This window comes from Pseudoalteromonas sp. A22, assembly GCF_018141345.1.
Taxonomy (GTDB): domain Bacteria; phylum Pseudomonadota; class Gammaproteobacteria; order Enterobacterales; family Alteromonadaceae; genus Pseudoalteromonas; species Pseudoalteromonas maricaloris.
Window position 1 is genome coordinate 425001 of the sequence record NZ_CP047237.1, and the last position, 16961, is coordinate 441961.

Below are 16961 nucleotides of genomic sequence, written 5' to 3' on the forward strand. Positions count from 1 at the left end.
TGAATTTCTTGAGAAGAAGTTTTCTCTTAAGTTTTCAAAACTAAGTTTTACTTGACGCTAACTCGTTGCTGCTTTGCTTTTCAGCGTAGTGCCCCGTGTCAGTGGGGTCGCATTATAGGGCGATCCGATTTTAGTGCAACCCTTTTTTTCGGTTTTTTCTATTTATTTTTCAAATGCTTTTTAGCCCACCGAATCCTAACAACTTATCCACATTTTCTGTGGATAACCCACAGGAATTTCGGCTTTTGCTTTTCTTTGTGGTAGATTACCGCCCCATTATTTACTCGTTCTTAGAAAAAGGCTAAATACATGGCTGATATCTTAAACTCGATAAGTGGTCTTTTATGGGGCCATCTACTTATCTACCTCTTAATAGCTGCAGGTGTATTCTTCACAATTAGGCTTGGCTTTATTCAATTCACTCAATTTCCATATATGGTGAAGGTAATGATGCAAAGCCGCGAAGGTGCTGAAGATGGTATCTCCTCTTTTCAAGCATTCTGTACTTCACTCGCCGCACGGGTTGGTACCGGAAATATGGCAGGTGTTGGCGTTGCGCTCTATTTGGGCGGTCCTGGTGCTATATTATGGATGTGGCTCATTGCCTTGATTGGTATGGCGACTAGTTTTGCTGAAAGTTGCTTAGCGCAGCTATATAAGACAAAAGATGATGACGGAAACTTCCGTGGTGGCCCTGCTTATTATATGGAGCTAGGTTTAAAACGTAAGTGGATGGGGGTGTTGTTCTCACTTTGCCTTATCCTTGCATTTGGTTTTGTCTTTAATGCAGTACAAGCCAACTCCATTGCTGCAGCATTTAACGTTGCCTTTGATGTGCCTAAATATGTAATGGGTATTGCGTTAGTAGCAGCTTCTGGGATTATTATCTTCGGTGGTTTAAAAACTATTGCACGCTTTGCCGAACTCGTCGTGCCTTTTATGGCCGTTGCTTATCTTATACTTGCACTTTACGTCTGTGCTGTGAACTTTGCGCAGCTACCAGATATATTCATGTTAATAGTAAAAAGTGCAATGGGTATTGAGCAAGCGGGTGCTGGTGCTATTGGCTACGCGGTAATGCAAGCGATGCTTCAAGGGATCAAGCGCGGCTTATTCTCAAATGAAGCCGGTATGGGTAGCGCTGCAAACGCTGCTGCAAGTGCAACACCAAATCCAAACCATCCAGCATCACAAGGTTATGTACAAATGCTAGGTGTATTTGTAGATACCATAGTGATCTGTACCGCGACCGCATCGCTTATTCTTTTATCTGGTCAGCTCGAGCCAAACTCAGGTTTAACTGGCATTGAACTAACGCAATCTGCATTGGTTCATCATGTAGGGGAATGGGGCGCAATTTTCGTTGCGGTAGCTATTCTATTTTTCGCTTTTACCTCCATTGTTGCCAACTATAGTTATGCAGAAACCAACCTACTGTTCTTAGATCACCATTCAAAGAAAGGCATGATGGTATTTAGAGCTTGTGTATTAGGTATGGTAATGTTTGGTGCGGTAAGCGAACTTGGACTGGTTTGGACACTCGCTGATATTTCAATGGGTTTAATGGCTGTAGTTAACGTGGTTGCACTCTTTATGCTTCGCAAAGTCGTGCTATGGCTTGCCAACGATTATAAAAAGCAGCTTAAAGCTGGCGTAACACCAGAGTTTGATCCTAGTACCAACCCTGAAGTAGAAAAAACACTACCAAAAGGCATTTGGACTAAATAGACCAATACAGCGCACTAGTGCTTATATTTAGTGCGCTTTCTTCTTATAAAACTCAGATTTAATGACGAAGAACACAAAAATACGCCCTTGAGTTCATTTAATGTCCAAATAAACCAACCACTTATTGCCTTTCAAAAAAAAACCCGTATAGTAAAGCACAAGTCGGCATATAGCGCAGCTTGGTAGCGCACTGTCATGGGGTGTCAGGGGTCGCAGGTTCAAATCCTGCTATGCCGACCAGCTTTTCCTTACCCTGTTCAATAAGTTAACTCTATCTACTATCATTCTTATCGCACATTAGTTTCATCGCACACTTGCTGCACCATATTTCAATAAAATTATTTTGTCCTTTCAGCGCCTTTTAGGGGAGGATTTATAGGACGACACCTAATAGCACCTCTAATGAGTAGAATTGCTCTTAGATCTTAATTAGATGAAATTGAAGCTTGAAAGACTAGAAGGAATCTTTTTGTGAGAAGCGCCCCGAAACTAAACTCCACTATATTTAAAGAAGCTGAACAATACGTTAGCTTTTACTTTATGAACTATTACAACTGGAGAAGGCCACATAGTCATAACGATATGCAAGCTCCAGCAGTAGCAGAAGAAAAACTTAGTTCACTGTCAGGAATTAGTTGATCACTACAAGTTACAAGAAATGGACATTGGATCTAACTTAATTTTGAAGAGGAATAAGTTAGTACACAGAATAATTGCAATCGCAGAAAAAAGGATGCTGACTAGTCATATTCTCAAAACCTTTAAACCTTTTTTATATTTTTTGCGTCTAAAACCTCAACTCCTACATTGTTAACATAAAACTCAGTAAATAAAGTGTTAAGGATAATAATGAAACGTGTACTTGCACATTTAGTATCTATCATCATTCTATCTATTTCCCATTCAGCTACTGCCTATGAGGTTTTACAGTGTGTTTCAGATAAATACATTTTTCCTAAAACACAAAAGAGTGGCTTATCAAACCCTGCCGAAAGAGGGAAGTATAAATTTGACGTGATTACCTACGGGGAAAAGCCATTTTTATTCTCTATTGATGAGCCCGACATAATTACTCCTACCATCACGCTACCAAGCTTTCTTGCTGAATATTCCAAAAATCAGGGCTATAAATATGACGCATACCATACATTTGAAAGCGCAAATTTAGCGCTAGATGGTAAAGTTTGGTTTCCTGATACTTCAGAGAAGAAGCCTGTTATTCTTTTAGTTCATGGCAATTCAGACCCAGGTTTTGATTATTTAGGTGAGTTGTTTTCTAGTCGCGGTTACGTCGTTGTTCAGGTAGATCAAACTTATTTAAATGGCTTAATGGGAGAAAGCGGCGCTCGTGGCTGGGTATTGTTGGAACACCTTAAGCTACTGCGTTCTTGGAATCGAAAACAGGATAGCATTTTTTATAACAAACTTGATTTGGAAAACATTGCATTAATTGGTATGTCTAGAGGAGGGGAAGCAGTCTCCTTAGCCTCTACATTCAATAATTTAAAAACCTTACCAAATAGCGATAAGCTTACAGAGTTTGGTTTCGGTATTAAATCGGTAGTCGCGTTAGCACCAATGGATGGTCAATATCAACATGCTAATGGCAAAAACATTCTAAGAAACACTAATTACTTAGTACTGCAAGGAGGGCACGATGCTGACGTTTATCAGTTTCTTGGTAGTCAGCAATGGCAAAGAACGTTATTTGATGACAGTAATGACTATGTAAAGTATTCAATTTACGTATATAAAGCTAACCACATAAATTTTAATCAAGATATGTCTAATGATACTCATTGGGGAGGAAGCAAAAGATTTTATAAAAAGCTATTGTCGCCTAAACAGCAAGAGCAGTTGACCAAAGTCTTTGTATCTGCCTTCATTGATCTCACTTTGTTAGGGAAGAAAGAATACGAAAATATACTAAGACGACCTCCAATCTCAGAGTTTGATCTTCCCAAGGACATCTATGTCTCTCGATATATAACTTCAGCTTTTCAAGTTATTGAGAACTTTGACATTCTCAATACAGATCGTAAAAGGTATAAGGTTTTGGTTGATGGCCAGGAGCAATTGGGCATGCCTTCAATTGTAAAGGAGCAATTAAGAGGTGGCGTAGATACACCAAACAATGTATTAGCTCTGAAACTCAAGAAACAAGTTGAAACTTCTTTTCAAGTTAAATTAGCGTCAATCGATGGCTTGACGATGAAAGATAAGTTTTTAACTTTTGCAATAGCAGTGTTGGACTCTGAAAAGAACAGAGAATGTAGCCCATATAATCTGTTGTCTGACATAAAAATAAAAATTCTCAATAAGTATGGCGTCGTAATTAATCAGAATTTTACTTCCCCAGGAAGCATTTCTCCGCTGTTAACTTCAGACTATTCAGAGCTGGAGAACAAAGATGTAAGTTATCCACCTACAGAGCCATTACTTCAGACCGTTGTTTTTCCTATCGAACTTATAGCAGAGAGTAGTAATACTGATGAGATAATATTAAATATTAGTTTTACGCCAAGCCAAAACATGTCAATCATCTTAGATGATATTAGCATTGCTCGCTAGACCAGGCGACCTTTTAAAAGCATACCGCAAAACGCTTTGCGTGAGAGTAGACACGATCATGGCACATTGACGCATGTGGGTGTAACTTTCCCATAAAGTTAAATAGTTTATAAGGAGAATTTCTATCATCAGCACAACAATGGTTACCTCTACTATTATGCAAGAACTGCAATACTGAGAATTTATAATGTGGTGGCCAAAAAGCATTGACCACTACACAACTTTCTCCAAAGCAGTAATAAAGCTTTATGGATTTGAGAACTTTGAAATCAAAAGTTTAATCCTGCAGACGTCAGCATGTAACTATTTTAAGGCTCAAAACCTGCGCGCTCCTTCCAACTCAACCGATTTCTGTATCGACAAAGGCGCTACTACCTTATCTAGTCTGGATGAAAAATTCCTGATCAAGCAAGAATTGTAAAACCATACAGAGTGCCCAAATATAAGCTGAGTAATTTGCCGACAAGGGTTCAAGGCGAGATTGCTAATAGTGGACAACAATTGAAATCATTGTATTGAATGTTTATTTATGCGATTGATGAGCTTTTCTTTTAATGCTCTAGATACTTTTAACTTCAATTTTTGCTCTTTTGCTGTGATTAAGTAGAAATTAACTCTCAGAGGCATACATTTATCTAAAGTGCCTGCACTTTCACGATACCACTGTTCTAATCTTAGAATCTCTTTATGCAGACAAAGTGTTTTCTTGAAAATTTCACCGTCCTCTAATTTAAAAGGCACGAGTCCATGAATTGCTAAATTAATATTTGATTCCCAATTATTCCAAGCTTTCAGCTCAATGCACAACCTTGAGATAAAAAACTGACGAGAACCGTAGTTCACAATTTCAAATTCACACGGTATTTTTTCAGGGGATTTAGATATTATTGGTAACGTCACTGAACCTACATGCTCGATCTTTCGGCCTTTAAAAAATGTGTAAGCAGCAAATAGCACACCAATCGCGCCTATTGCACTAAACCATAGACCTAACTCTGTTAGATTCACAATTTACACTCCGTAATCTCTGCAAAGAATCAGTATAAAAACCATTCAACAGTTTAAGCTAAGATCGCCAAATATAAACGTCAAGTTCATTGCTTCGTAGTCCTGTATATGTAAGTTAACCGAAACTATCACAGCTTAGTCTATTTGTAAGCATTTAAGTAAATTACCTCAACTCTGCTCCTAGCCTCTATTTTCCAGTTAATTAGTAAAATGAAAATAAGGGATTTTTAACATACTTTATAGCTATAACGCTTTATAAATCGGCTCTTTCACTGTAGTTCTCAACTAACATTAGCAATCAAAAAGCACAATATATTTACATTAAAGTAATAATACTGACAAATAACCAACCTAGTATTGCGTGACTTTCAATTAAGCACGGAGATTAAAATGAAATTCGCAATACTCATGCTTGCAGTCAGTGCGACTGCAAATGCAAACACCAACATATGTAGCAACTACGGTTGCCCAACTGGCACACCATCAAGTAATGATATCGTTGAGCGACCTATATATGTGCTTAGCAATAATCGCGCAACAAAGTTTGCGGACTGGGTAGCATACAAAGTCACACCAAGCACAATTGACGGACCAAGCCGTTCAAGGACTTGGAAATCAGACCCTAAAATTGCAAGTAGATACACGCTAGAGCCAAGTGACTACAGCGATGCGTGGGCAACTATCCATACAGATAGAGGTCATCAAGTGCCTTTGGCGTCGTTTTCCAATACATCCAATTGGAGCGATACTAACTACCTCTCGAACATTACCCCGCAATCATCAAACCTTAATCAAGGCCCATGGGTTAAATTAGAAAATGCAGTGAGAAGTTTAGTGCGAACGGGCGAAAATGCCTATGTGTTCACGGGTCCCTTGTATGAATATTACTTTGCTACTTTGCCTGGTGCTGATGAATCTCACACTATTCCGTCAGGCTATTTTAAGGTCGTTGTCACAATAGCAGGCTCAAATGTGAAGGCTTCTGCTTTTATCATGGAGCAAACTTCTGGTAGATATCTTGATTACTGCAAAACAGAAGTAACCATCGACGAAGTAGAACAAAGAGCAGGCCTGAATATCTTACCTAGCCTGCCAAGCTATAAAACCACCGACATTGAGGCTCGAGTCGGCGGTCTTAGCTCACAACTAGGCTGCTAATTATGACGGCTACCAATTGGTAGCCCTTTAGTGCCTAGCAGGTCTTATTCGAACTTTAGGTTAGCTTAAAATAGCTGAGCAACATAAGCCACCCTGCACCAAACATAACTACATTTTCAGTTAGTGATATAAAGCCTAAGGGCACATCAGTGTCACCACCAACGCATGCACACTTAAGCGCTCTTTTATCAATGTATACGGCCTTAAACACCGAGATTGCGCCTATAAACCCTATGAATATTGCCACTGGTGCATAATAAATGGCTGGCAAAGTTGTTAGCATACAAACGCCGGCATATAACTCTAAGTAGGGGTAAGTATACGCGTATTTTAGATGACGCATCGCTAACAAGTCGTAAGTGATAAAGGAGTTTGTAAAGCTATGAAAATCGCGTATTTTTTGTACCGCGAGTAACAGCATGGAAAACCCAATAAAGGACATTACCCATTCTACAAAATTATCGGCAGGAAATTGTGTCGCGAATGTGACCAGCAGCGCGACTAAAAATATTGAAAGTACTGGCCAGTATACGTTTTTCTTTTCCTTATGTAACGGCTTGCCTAGATATCGGCGTAGCGCTTCATAACCACCAATATGTTGATCGTTAATAAATATTTGTGGTGTAGTGTCAACGTTATGAGTGGCTTTAAATTCATCCGTCTGTGCCCTTGACTTGAGCACTCTGTCATCTACACAAAAACCCTCTCGTGAAAGCAAATCCTTAGCCCTGAGACCAAAAGGGCAAATGTGCGATGAGGTATGCATTCGGTAAAGTGTCGCATTTTTCAATGGTGGCCCTCCCTATTCTATTACAAACATAAGTAGAAATTACCGACCGAGTAAATAAGCTAAGAAAAATCTGCCGGCATTAGCGCAATTTCAGCTTAATGATTGTGATTAAAGCGAATTCCATACCACCTTTAATTACACTCAATAACATGAAAGCGGGTTGAATTTATTGATGTATCACAATCAAATTAATCTCGGTTAAGGTAACCATAGATAAACCTGATCTTGGTCAGCAAACCTTTTATTAAACCACGGTTCGGTTAAAAAAACCTTCTGACTATAAAGTCTTAGATTTATATTTCGCCTTGTCTTTAGCTACCGAGATAAAAAACAAATGTCAAAAATAATGGGTAGGGAAATAAAGTTAGGCAAGCACAGTGTATTGCTTTCAACAACGGATCTGGACAGTCGAATTACATACGCAAATCAGTCATTTTGTGACACCGCGGGTTTTAGCATTGAAGAAATGCTTGGTCAGCCGCACAACTTAGTTCGTAATCAGGATATGCCAAAAGCGGCATTTAGAGATATGTGGTCTACCATTCAAAACGGTCAATCTTGGATGGGACCGGTTAAAAACTTAACAAAAAATGGGGATTACTATTGGGTAAACGCATTCGTCACTCCAATTAAAGACGAGCGAGGCAACATAGTTGAATACCAATCTGTAAGAACTTGCCCTTCTCCCGAAGTAATTAAACGCGCAGAAAATGCTTATCGCACTCTTGATAGCCAACAAAAAACGAGCCGCTATGACAGCACGCGACTCTCATTTATTTTATTGCTTTTCGTCGCGATAACTTTGCCTCTAGCGTCACTATTAAACAACCATTGGTTTACCCTGCTACCATTGGCTCTGTTATGCATCACGATTGCGTTAACCGCACGTTTTCGTTCTAAATATAAAGCTTTGCTCACACAAGCTAAAACGATTTTTGATAATGATTTAATGTCTGTGATATACGGTCAATCTCGAGACAGAGTTGCCGATATTACACTGGCATTCGAAATGCAAAAGGCGAAAATTTTTGCGGTAGTAGGTCGAGTGAACGATGTATCAGTTCGAGTAAGTGAAAATGCAAAACTTACCACACAAAGCGGTCAATTTGTTGCCGAGTTATTAAAGCAGCAAACAAGCGAGGCAAAAGAAATGGTTGTTTGCATGGACGAGTTTTCGCAAACGATTGATGAACTCTCAGAAAACGTAAACCATGCTGCAGATGCAGCCAATAATTCAGAGCACCAGGCTGGGCTTGGTAAAGCCGCAGTAAAGGATGTTATCGATTCTATTCACTATCTTGATGAGCATTTAATGGAAGTGAACAATGCCGTAAATCGCTTAGTCTCAGGAAATGATCGCATTCAAAATATTCTTAGTGTTATCAACTCTATTGCCGATCAAACCAACTTGCTTGCGCTAAATGCCGCAATTGAAGCCGCCCGAGCGGGCGATCATGGCCGAGGATTCTCAGTTGTTGCAGACGAGGTTCGCACACTTGCACAGCGCACACAAACTTCCACGGAAGAAATCACGCAATTACTTAAAGAGCTAAATGATATTTCCAGCTCCGCTGTTGAGTCAGTGCAAAAAAGTAATAGTCTATCAAATCAAAGTGTTGACCTTGCAAAAAATAACGGTTCGAGCCTTGATACCATTCAAAGCCATGTCATGCATTTAGCCGATTTAAACCGCAGTGTTGCCGCCGCCATTGAACAACAAAGTTGTGTGGTAAAACAAATAAGCATAAACGTTGACAGCGTGACTACGCTCGCAGAGAGAGGCACAGAACACGGCGAGAAATCTTTTACTTTAAGTCAAGAATTACTAAGTCAAATTGAGCAGCAAACACGCCTAATTCAACAGTTTTCTCAAACATGAAACACCAAATAGACCACAACTTATTATTTGCGTAGTTCAGAGCCAAAAAGACGCTTAGATATCAGTGGACCTCAGTATTTAATTGTATACCTTGGGTCCACTGACTTTGCAGCTAAAGATAGTATTATAGTTCGGCCTCAAGAATGGCGAGTGCGTCCTTTTCTGCCTGTTTCACATTGCCATCGGCTTCAATAACACGCACGGCTAAGTCTTTCGCAAGTTTACGCATTGGCTCATCGATAATGTTATTCATGCGGTGTTGCACATAAGCTTCAATGTCATTATTTTTTATCGCAACAACAGATTTTGAAAGGCTATCTTCGATGTAATCGTCTAATGCGATTGCAGAGTTCCACTGCAGACTTTTTGCCCACTTTCTCACAACATGTTTTTCACTTTCACTGATAACGCCATCAACACCAATAAATAATAATGCGATATCAATTAGGGCTTCTTTTTGCATCTGATCGACACAAATACCTGTGTCAAAGTGATTGAGTAGCTGTTCAAATTTCATAATTCTTCCTTAACCCTTTTCTGCAAGACAAGATCACAGATATTTCAAGACGGAACAAAAAACGCTAAGATTTAAACATATGCTAACTTTTTCCATTTGTCATATTAAAAAAGTGCAAGTTCAATTACACCACATTCCGTAGGCCGTCAAAAAGTCGAAAAAATAAGAAGGCTCCACTTATTACATTACACTTTTCACAATTAAAAAATTCCCAAACACTGCCAACATTATCACCGCTATCGCTAAAAAGCGTTATCCCTACGAAGCAATACCTCTAATACATACTACTAAAGAAGCATCCTTTAGAGGAAATATCAATTATAAAGTTTGATTTAGTAAGAAAAGATCATTACCTCCACAATTGATTCATTTTGTTGAAATAATTTGCACACTCTCAGAATCAATCAAAGAAAAATAGGAACAACAATGAAAGAGTTAAAACTAGGAATGAACTTATCATTTTTCATTTCCCTTTCTATTATAGCGTTTACCTTACTTGTTCTAGATGCCTTAATCGTGTCAGAAAGAATCAGCATGGTTTCTTTTGTCCAATTAACGCTATCTGCAGCAATCATGTTTTATATTGTTACAGGGCTATGGGCAATATTCAGTGGTCAAAGTAGAGTAATCATCTGCAATCAAGGCGTGGTTTATCACAGCCTGTTAGGCCAAAAGCACTATATTCCAGCAGAAGAAGTGGAAAAAATCTCTGTGGAACGATTACTTTGGTTTAGTTATACCAAGCTTTATCTGACAAGCGGTGTACTAAGAATTTGGTCTTTCAAACCCAACCTTGCGCAACAACAAAGCCTTAAACTACTGGGATATATTTAATTCCAAGTTTATTGGTGTGTAGTAGACCTTATAAAGTTGCTTTCAAAACGAGGCATTGAGTAAGATAACCTAAATTTATAACGAGGTTATTATGCAAAGACAATATGCTATAGGTACGCCCGGCGTACCTTGGACTTCCAAAGAAAAAACATTGTGGTTGGAAAGCCAATCGATCAAACGCTCATACTTTGAAGAGGTCGTAACTCAAATAGAAGCGCTCAAGCACGTTTTTGACATCACCGAGTATGGTCAGCTTGACTACCCCAACCAAACTTATTCATTATATGCATTAACAACAAAAAACTGGCAGCAAAACAAACCGACCATACTCGTTACCGGTGGCGTGCATGGCTATGAAACAAGTGGTGTACATGGTGCGCTCGCTTTTGCAAAATCAGAAGCACAACAATATGAACAGGCTTATAATTTCATTATTTTGCCTTGCTTAAGTCCTTGGGGCTATGAAACGATAAACCGCTGGAATCCAGAAGCCGTTGACCCTAATCGCTCTTTTTATGCGGATAGTCCAGCACCTGAATCTCGATCAGCAATGGATTTTGTCAATAAGAAAGCAGCAGATATTCTGTGTCATGTTGATTTACACGAAACCACAGATTCTGATAATTCTGAATTCCGCCCTGCATTGGCAGCAAGAGATGGTAAAGAGAATCGCAATTGGAACATTCCTGACGGTTTCTATTTAGTCGGACACACTCAAAAACCGGAAGCTAAATTTCAAAAACGCATTATCGAAGAAGTGGCTGCGGTAACGCAAATTGCCGATGCCGATGATCATGGGCAGCTAATAGGTGTTGATTTAGAACAGTACGGTGTAATAAATTATGATGGCACTGCGCTAGGCTTATGTATGGGTATGACAGATGCCGCTTTTGTAACAACAACTGAAGTTTACCCTGATGGTCAAAACGCAACACCAGAAAACTGTATCGCGGGTCAAGTGGCAGCAATTAGAGGGGCCATTAAGTACTTACAAAGCGAGAACCTATAAGATTTAAGAAGGTGTGGTTTAACAAACCACACCTAGGAGAATGAACAGAACCTACCAAGTTGTCATATTATGCAGCGTTAAACTTTTCGATGAAAACAACACGGCCTGTTATAATAAAGCCTAATTCGCTAAGTCTTCCTTACCGCTAACCACCCCAAAGATTTCTTTAAATGAAGTTGGTTTTTGCAAAATACTCACTGGAATATGCAATGCTCTTGCGATATCGCTAGCTGAGATCATACCTCTTAGTCCTTCCGGACCAACCAATAAAACGTGCTGCAATCCTAAACTCTGTAATGTTTCAAGCACATCCCCTATCGTACTTTTAGCAACCATTTCATAGGGAACAGCATAGAGCTCTTCTTTTGTCACCATCACATCTTCAACGCACACATCTTCTCTCGACACCTGTTTTCTTTGTGCAACACTTAAGACCTTTCTGCCGGTGAGGTCACGACAGTTTACCACTCCCAAGAAATTATCATCTTCGTCAACAACGAGTTTTGAGCGCACATGGCCATTTTTCATCATGTATAAAGCATGATCAATATCGACGTCTTTTGCTATCACCTGAGGCTGCCTGCGAGTAAAGTCGGTCACCACCTTAACCGCACTACTGTCCATATTTAACGGTTCTGAATCGAAGTGATCACAAAGCTGAAATACTCCTTCCAACTTAACGGTTTTTAACGCTTTGTATTGGCCCATTTTATACTCCTGCTTTTATAAAGCCCTTCGAAAGTCTGGTTTTTATGTTGCTGTGAACAATCCACAACTAAAAATAAAAAGAACAACCAGTGTAAAGGCAGTAAAAAATTATTTTAGGTAACTGGAAAAGTAAGAGAGATCACGAAAGTTCGAGCACATGAGAGCGAATCTCACACCTCTCTAATTAAAATATGGTTTATACAGTGCATATATTCAAGTCAATGAAGTCTAAAACTCCTGTAATCTCAGTGTAATGCCGTGTAATAGCTAAATTTAAGTAAACGAATTAGACTGAAGATGTTTGCTAGGATTTATCACCCTAATATCAAACAATTGGTTTAGGCATTGGAATTCCGCGTCAAACTAGAAAAACTGTAATTCCAAATTAGACCAAGCCGGTACGTAAGTACTGGTGAATTCTTCCCTCAACGAGACCCACCTCGTGGGTCTTTATCATTGAGTAGAAGGAAATAAAATTGTATGCTTCACGGCACTTATACATTGATATAGATGAAATTTACGCATTGCTGAATTGTGATATCTATTTTGTATAAGCATGTAATTTTCATCAAAGTTATACGGAACTAACTATGGCTTATTTAATCGACGAACAGAAACTCGAACGAGTCTATCTTAAAAGCTATCATACGGTAGGCCGCTATAAATATAGTGTAGACACCTTGATAGACAAGCCGGGAGTGTCGCGACATCACGCCATTATCGAACTCAATGAAAACAAATGGTTTATCAGAGATGTGAGTACAAACGGCATCTGGATAAACGATAAAAAGCTCGACAAGAACCTGCCGTATCAGCTATTCGAAAATGATAAGATTGATTTTGCAGCACCTGGTCAAAACTCGTTTGTAGCGGCGAACTTGCAAACCGAGTGTCAATATTTAGTTTCTCAGTCAAACAACCAAAAAGTAGTAGAAGTAACGAATCAACTTCTCCTTCCTAGTGAAGATGACCCTAAACACATCATTTACTATGATAAATTGCTCAACTATTGGTTTTTAGAAGATCTCAATACCTCAGATCGACAAGCCTTAATAGATGGCAGTATTTTATCGCTGATGAACGACCAATGGATGTTTTTTTCTGCCACGACCATCGCGGTAACTAAACACCTTGAATGCCAAAAAGCAGCCAAGCCAATGGCACTAGAGTTCAATGTAAGTCAAGACGAGGAAGATACTCAACTAACACTAAGTGTTGATGATAAACACCTAGATTTAGGCGTCAGAAGTCATCATTACTTACTGTTGCTGCTTGCCAGAACTCGGATCCAAGATAAAGATGCAGGCCTTGAATCGGATGTTCAAGGTTGGGTTTACCGCGATGACTTAGCAAAAGCACTCGGCGTACAAACAAACCACATGAACATTATGGTTCACCGCGCACGCAAGCAATTTGTCGATTCCGGTGGCGAAGATTACCCAGAAGTAACCTTTTTATTAGAAACTCGCTGTGGTCGAGTAAGATTGAATTGCCAAGATATCACGATAATAAAAGGCTCTAAATTAGAAACTCGCATGACAACTTAAGCGGTATTGTTAGCTGGGCAGAAATAGCATTTCGGCCCAGCTATTTACCTACGCTTTATACTCTCCAGCATTATTCACTATTTTGTTTTCGAGATCTTTACATAGCCCCAATACGAATAAAATCTCCACAAGTACAAACAGTGGTCCAATTGCTAAACCAATCAAATCATCGACAAACGCAGGCTTTTTTCCCTCAAAATAATGCCCTATAAACTGTAACACCCAACCTACAAAGAAAACACCAGCCCAAAACAATACCGTCATTATTCCTGCATTAACGATGAGCGGATTCAACGTTTGAACAAGGAAATAAAAAGCCAGTATGATGGTGCTCATCATGAGCCCAAAAATGGGGGATAACATCAGGTAATAGCCACATAAAACTCCCCCTATCAGCGCGGCAAGGGTGATGGTCACTCCTGATACACTGAATAGCGGGATAAAAGTCATACCCACAACAGCAATCACAATTAACGGGATCCCAAAAAAGTGAGTCAGAATGTTTCTTTTGCTGCGATGGTACAACGCATATTGGCTTAATAACGTCTCTAGTTTGTTCATTATTGTTCTCTCATTGATACCAATTATCCTACTGATAATTAGTCAACAAAGAAAATTTATCAATAAAAAATTCTATTAGCGTATTAGGGCCTATATAAATAACCAAATAAACAGCATACCGAATACAATAGTCTGCATTATGAACACCATCAACAGCTTAAAATTAAAGCTAGGTTTGATGGTTTTATGCCTGAGCATATACATTGCCACTGGTGTGATAATATTGAGCCCAAGTAACCCACACAGTAGTAAATTACGCTCAGGAATGCGTGATTGAGCAAGCGTTGAAGCGCGCTTATCCCACCAAAAAAGTGCAAATATAAATACATTGATAGCCAACAACACCACTGCAGAAATAATCGCTTGCCAAGGTAGTTTAGATACGCAAAGCGCCCCTAACCACACGCCTGCTCCCCAAAACAGGCCCATCTGCTGATGCATTAAACGAACCGCTGACATGCTACTTTTCCTGTCTTATTGTATTGATTTGAATGAAAATTTTAGCGGTAGCATAAGCATCATCCATCGCTCGGTGATGATTAATCAAAGATACATTCATCGCCTGGCAAAACGCCCCGAGCGCATAAGAGCGCAGGCCCGGCACAAACTTTCGGCCTAACTGCACAGTACATAACTTCGCACGAGAAAACTCTCGGCCGACTCGAGCAAACTCCTGTCGAATAAAGCCATAATCAAAGTTCACATTGTGCGCGACAAAAATAGCACCTTGGCTAAACAGCTCAACTTGCTCCAAAATTTCAAAAAAAACTGGAGCATCACTCACCATTGCCTGAGTGATCCCTGTCAGTTCAGTGATTTTTTGTGGGATACGACGCATCGGATTAACAAGTGATTGCCATTTAGCAACGACCTCGCCGTTAACGACTTTTACCATGGCTACCTCGGTAATGCGATCAAACTCCTTGTTGCCACCGGTGGTTTCAATATCGACAACGACATAAGGTTGCTCTTTGCAAATATGCCATTCAACGGTTTGCAGTCGCGTGGGAATATTGCATTGCAAAAGTTTAGAAATGTTAACTAGCTGACTTCGGCTAAGACTATCTCCAGGTGCCTTGATTTCTTCAAACCTTAAACCCGCTTTTTTGTCGACTATCATCAGATCGGGAAAACCAGATTTCATCAGATGAAAATCACTACACATTAGCCTTAAAACAGGTTTGACATCCTCAATTGACAAGTTAGACAATAATATTTTTATTGAGTCGAGCATCTTATCGTGCCAAATAAACAACCGATTAGGTTCTCCGTAATGTTCGCTCATCTGGCGTAAAAGCCAGTTCATCCAAGCAGAAGTATCTGTAAAACTCGCTAAGCGACATTCAATTTCCTCCTCAAATTCGCTGTAAAAGCGATTTTCTTTTAACGCCAGCGGAGTTCTAGAAAACCCATTAGCAACGATACTTTTTGGGTGATAAAACAGTTCTTGCCAAAAGCTCAATCCAAATAAGGCCAGCCAAATTTCATTTTCAACATGATAGGCCTCAATGTCATGACGTTTATAATAAGCAATGACGCCAGCCTCTGTTTGTCCCTTAAAAGCCTCATCAATTTGGATCGCAGGTTGACTTTTTCTTAGCATATCCGTAAGTACAGAAGTGCGTTTTTGGTTAAATTTACGCTGATAAAAGTCTTCCGCGAAGATCATCAATGTTTCATCGCTTTCCCCCTGCAATATGCGCTCTAATTGCTCTCTCACCAGCTCAATCTCACCTTGTTTATAATTATGTCGTATCAACATCTCACAAGCTTGAGGGTGCTCACTCATACCCAGTAAGGTTTTAAAATGGGAAAATTCAGGACCTAACTTTCTGGCAAGCGTTAACAGGTACTTTGCATGTGCAGTCACTGCATATTGCCCATCAACCTTAGGCAATTGTTGCGCTGCGGCCTGTCTAGCACGCCACACTAATTCATCTTCAGAGGCATTTTTGAGCTCACTGAGTGCATTTGCATAATAAAACGCGCTCACGGCTTCTGCTTTTTGTTCAAAATGTGCATGGTAAGCAGCGTCAGTGCTCCGGGTGTTCATTACACCAAGATCTCGCATCGAAAATTGCGCTAAGCTAAAGCCTACCTTGCCAAAGTACAAAAATAGAAAGTAGTCGATATCGGCTTGAAATGAGAGCGTGAGATACTGGGATAGGTATTCTTGTGCATTTAGATGTTCAACGCAGACAGATTGATTGATATGCGCTACCCAGAGCGATTTTTTTGCCGATTTACTTGGCAGTTTAGTTAAGCTCTCTCGCTCGGCAAGTTCCATTAAACATGGTTTAGTTAAGCAATGTAGCAGTGCTTGAAAGTCGTCTTGCTGTACTTGACGAAGCAATCCCTTAGCTTTTAATGAAAACGCGACTTCACAAATATTATTGATCTCTTCGTAGCGCAGTGAATTGATATCCAGAAAAGGAGTTTTGCGGGAAATAAACCGCACTAACAAACACAATTCATCTTCAGGCAAGCGGTGTAGCCCAGCCAGCAGCTCACGCTGAGCACTACTTAATAGCGGTTGACATACTTTAAGTAAATAATCGCTAAGCTCACTAAAGTGGCTTAAGTAATATTTGGCGGGTAACTCTTTTCTCAACACAAATTCAGATAACTGTTTTTATATACAGTAAAGATTA

Annotated in this window: 14 protein-coding genes and 1 tRNA gene; 8 read left to right on the top strand and 7 right to left on the bottom strand. The window is 39.7% G+C overall.

Annotated elements, in window-relative coordinates; genetic code table 11:
- Window positions 1–309: 309 nt before the first annotated feature.
- The 3 genes from GSF04_RS01740 (at window position 310) to GSF04_RS01750 (ending at window position 4299) form a co-directional block, all read left to right on the top strand.
- A complete protein-coding gene (locus GSF04_RS01740; protein WP_010607547.1) occupies window positions 310–1728 on the top strand; it encodes a sodium:alanine symporter family protein in 1419 nt (472 codons plus the stop codon).
- 163 nt (window positions 1729–1891) lie between these two features.
- Window positions 1892–1968: transfer RNA gene (locus GSF04_RS01745), tRNA-Pro, on the top strand.
- Between the two features lie 609 nt (window positions 1969–2577).
- Window positions 2578–4299, top strand: coding sequence for a hypothetical protein (locus GSF04_RS01750; RefSeq protein WP_211857311.1), 1722 nt, complete (start codon window positions 2578–2580; stop codon window positions 4297–4299).
- Window positions 4300–4806: 507 nt separating this feature from the next.
- Here GSF04_RS01750 and GSF04_RS01755 read toward each other — a convergent pair.
- Window positions 4807–5307: a hypothetical protein gene (locus tag GSF04_RS01755; protein ID WP_211857312.1), complete on the bottom strand. Its 501-nt coding sequence runs from the start codon at window positions 5305–5307 to the stop codon at window positions 4807–4809.
- A gap of 390 nt (window positions 5308–5697) precedes the next feature.
- Here GSF04_RS01755 and GSF04_RS01760 point away from each other — a divergent pair, with 390 nt between their 5' ends.
- On the top strand, window positions 5698–6465 hold the full coding sequence (locus GSF04_RS01760; protein WP_211857313.1) for a DNA/RNA non-specific endonuclease: 768 nt from the start codon (window positions 5698–5700) through the stop codon (window positions 6463–6465).
- A 55-nt stretch (window positions 6466–6520) separates the two neighbouring features.
- Here the strand turns inward: GSF04_RS01760 and GSF04_RS01765 are convergent, their stop codons facing one another.
- Window positions 6521–7231: a MauE/DoxX family redox-associated membrane protein gene (locus tag GSF04_RS01765; protein ID WP_211857468.1), complete on the bottom strand. Its 711-nt coding sequence runs from the start codon at window positions 7229–7231 to the stop codon at window positions 6521–6523.
- A gap of 358 nt (window positions 7232–7589) precedes the next feature.
- On the opposite strand from GSF04_RS01765, the gene GSF04_RS01770 reads away from it, so the two are divergent.
- Complete coding sequence (locus tag GSF04_RS01770) at window positions 7590–9134, top strand: PAS domain-containing methyl-accepting chemotaxis protein (protein WP_249122357.1); 1545 nt, start codon at window positions 7590–7592, stop codon at window positions 9132–9134.
- A 124-nt stretch (window positions 9135–9258) separates the two neighbouring features.
- On the opposite strand, the gene GSF04_RS01775 is transcribed toward GSF04_RS01770, so the two are convergent.
- Entirely contained in the window at window positions 9259–9651 is a 393-nt protein-coding gene (locus GSF04_RS01775; protein ID WP_017218137.1) for a hypothetical protein, read from the bottom strand.
- A gap of 426 nt (window positions 9652–10077) precedes the next feature.
- Between GSF04_RS01775 and GSF04_RS01780 the strand changes: the two genes are divergently transcribed.
- Together GSF04_RS01780 and GSF04_RS01785 are read left to right on the top strand one after the other, a co-directional pair.
- The gene (locus GSF04_RS01780; RefSeq protein ID WP_010374784.1) at window positions 10078–10485 is read left to right on the top strand and encodes a hypothetical protein; all 408 of its coding nucleotides are present in this window, start codon (window positions 10078–10080) and stop codon (window positions 10483–10485) included.
- A 91-nt stretch (window positions 10486–10576) separates the two neighbouring features.
- The gene (locus tag GSF04_RS01785) at window positions 10577–11494 is read left to right on the top strand and encodes a M14 family metallocarboxypeptidase (RefSeq protein ID WP_211857314.1); all 918 of its coding nucleotides are present in this window, start codon (window positions 10577–10579) and stop codon (window positions 11492–11494) included.
- Between the two features lie 120 nt (window positions 11495–11614).
- On the opposite strand, the gene GSF04_RS01790 is transcribed toward GSF04_RS01785, so the two are convergent.
- Window positions 11615–12202 carry a CBS domain-containing protein gene (locus GSF04_RS01790; protein WP_039491599.1) on the bottom strand — a complete coding sequence of 196 codons (588 nt, stop codon included), beginning with the start codon at window positions 12200–12202 and terminating at the stop codon, window positions 11615–11617.
- Between the two features lie 590 nt (window positions 12203–12792).
- On the opposite strand from GSF04_RS01790, the gene GSF04_RS01795 reads away from it, so the two are divergent.
- Complete coding sequence (locus tag GSF04_RS01795) at window positions 12793–13749, top strand: FHA domain-containing protein (protein ID WP_211857316.1); 957 nt, start codon at window positions 12793–12795, stop codon at window positions 13747–13749.
- A gap of 48 nt (window positions 13750–13797) precedes the next feature.
- Here GSF04_RS01795 and GSF04_RS01800 read toward each other — a convergent pair whose 3' ends face one another.
- The 3 genes from GSF04_RS01800 to GSF04_RS01810 form a co-directional block, all read right to left on the bottom strand.
- Window positions 13798–14310, bottom strand: coding sequence for an Mpo1-like protein (locus tag GSF04_RS01800; protein WP_211857318.1), 513 nt, complete (start codon window positions 14308–14310; stop codon window positions 13798–13800).
- Between the two features lie 90 nt (window positions 14311–14400).
- Window positions 14401–14769 (bottom strand): DUF1294 domain-containing protein, encoded by a 369-nt coding sequence (locus tag GSF04_RS01805; RefSeq protein ID WP_211857320.1) that lies wholly within the window; start codon window positions 14767–14769, stop codon window positions 14401–14403.
- Between the two features lies 1 nt (window position 14770).
- Entirely contained in the window at window positions 14771–16924 is a 2154-nt protein-coding gene (locus GSF04_RS01810) for an exonuclease domain-containing protein (protein WP_211857322.1), read from the bottom strand.
- Window positions 16925–16961: the final 37 nt, after the last annotated feature.

Coding starts and splice junctions, on each gene's coding strand:
- GSF04_RS01775 (WP_017218137.1), bottom strand. CDS start 9,651: ATGAAATTTGAACAGCTACTCAATCACTTTGACACAGGTATTTGTGTC.
- GSF04_RS01770 (WP_249122357.1), top strand. CDS start 7,590: ATGTCAAAAATAATGGGTAGGGAAATAAAGTTAGGCAAGCACAGTGTA.
- GSF04_RS01795 (WP_211857316.1), top strand. CDS start 12,793: ATGGCTTATTTAATCGACGAACAGAAACTCGAACGAGTCTATCTTAAA.
- GSF04_RS01800 (WP_211857318.1), bottom strand. CDS start 14,310: ATGAACAAACTAGAGACGTTATTAAGCCAATATGCGTTGTACCATCGC.
- GSF04_RS01740 (WP_010607547.1), top strand. CDS start 310: ATGGCTGATATCTTAAACTCGATAAGTGGTCTTTTATGGGGCCATCTA.
- GSF04_RS01790 (WP_039491599.1), bottom strand. CDS start 12,202: ATGGGCCAATACAAAGCGTTAAAAACCGTTAAGTTGGAAGGAGTATTT.
- GSF04_RS01805 (WP_211857320.1), bottom strand. CDS start 14,769: ATGTCAGCGGTTCGTTTAATGCATCAGCAGATGGGCCTGTTTTGGGGA.
- GSF04_RS01780 (WP_010374784.1), top strand. CDS start 10,078: ATGAAAGAGTTAAAACTAGGAATGAACTTATCATTTTTCATTTCCCTT.
- GSF04_RS01750 (WP_211857311.1), top strand. CDS start 2,578: ATGAAACGTGTACTTGCACATTTAGTATCTATCATCATTCTATCTATT.
- GSF04_RS01785 (WP_211857314.1), top strand. CDS start 10,577: ATGCAAAGACAATATGCTATAGGTACGCCCGGCGTACCTTGGACTTCC.
- GSF04_RS01765 (WP_211857468.1), bottom strand. CDS start 7,231: ATGCATACCTCATCGCACATTTGCCCTTTTGGTCTCAGGGCTAAGGAT.
- GSF04_RS01760 (WP_211857313.1), top strand. CDS start 5,698: ATGAAATTCGCAATACTCATGCTTGCAGTCAGTGCGACTGCAAATGCA.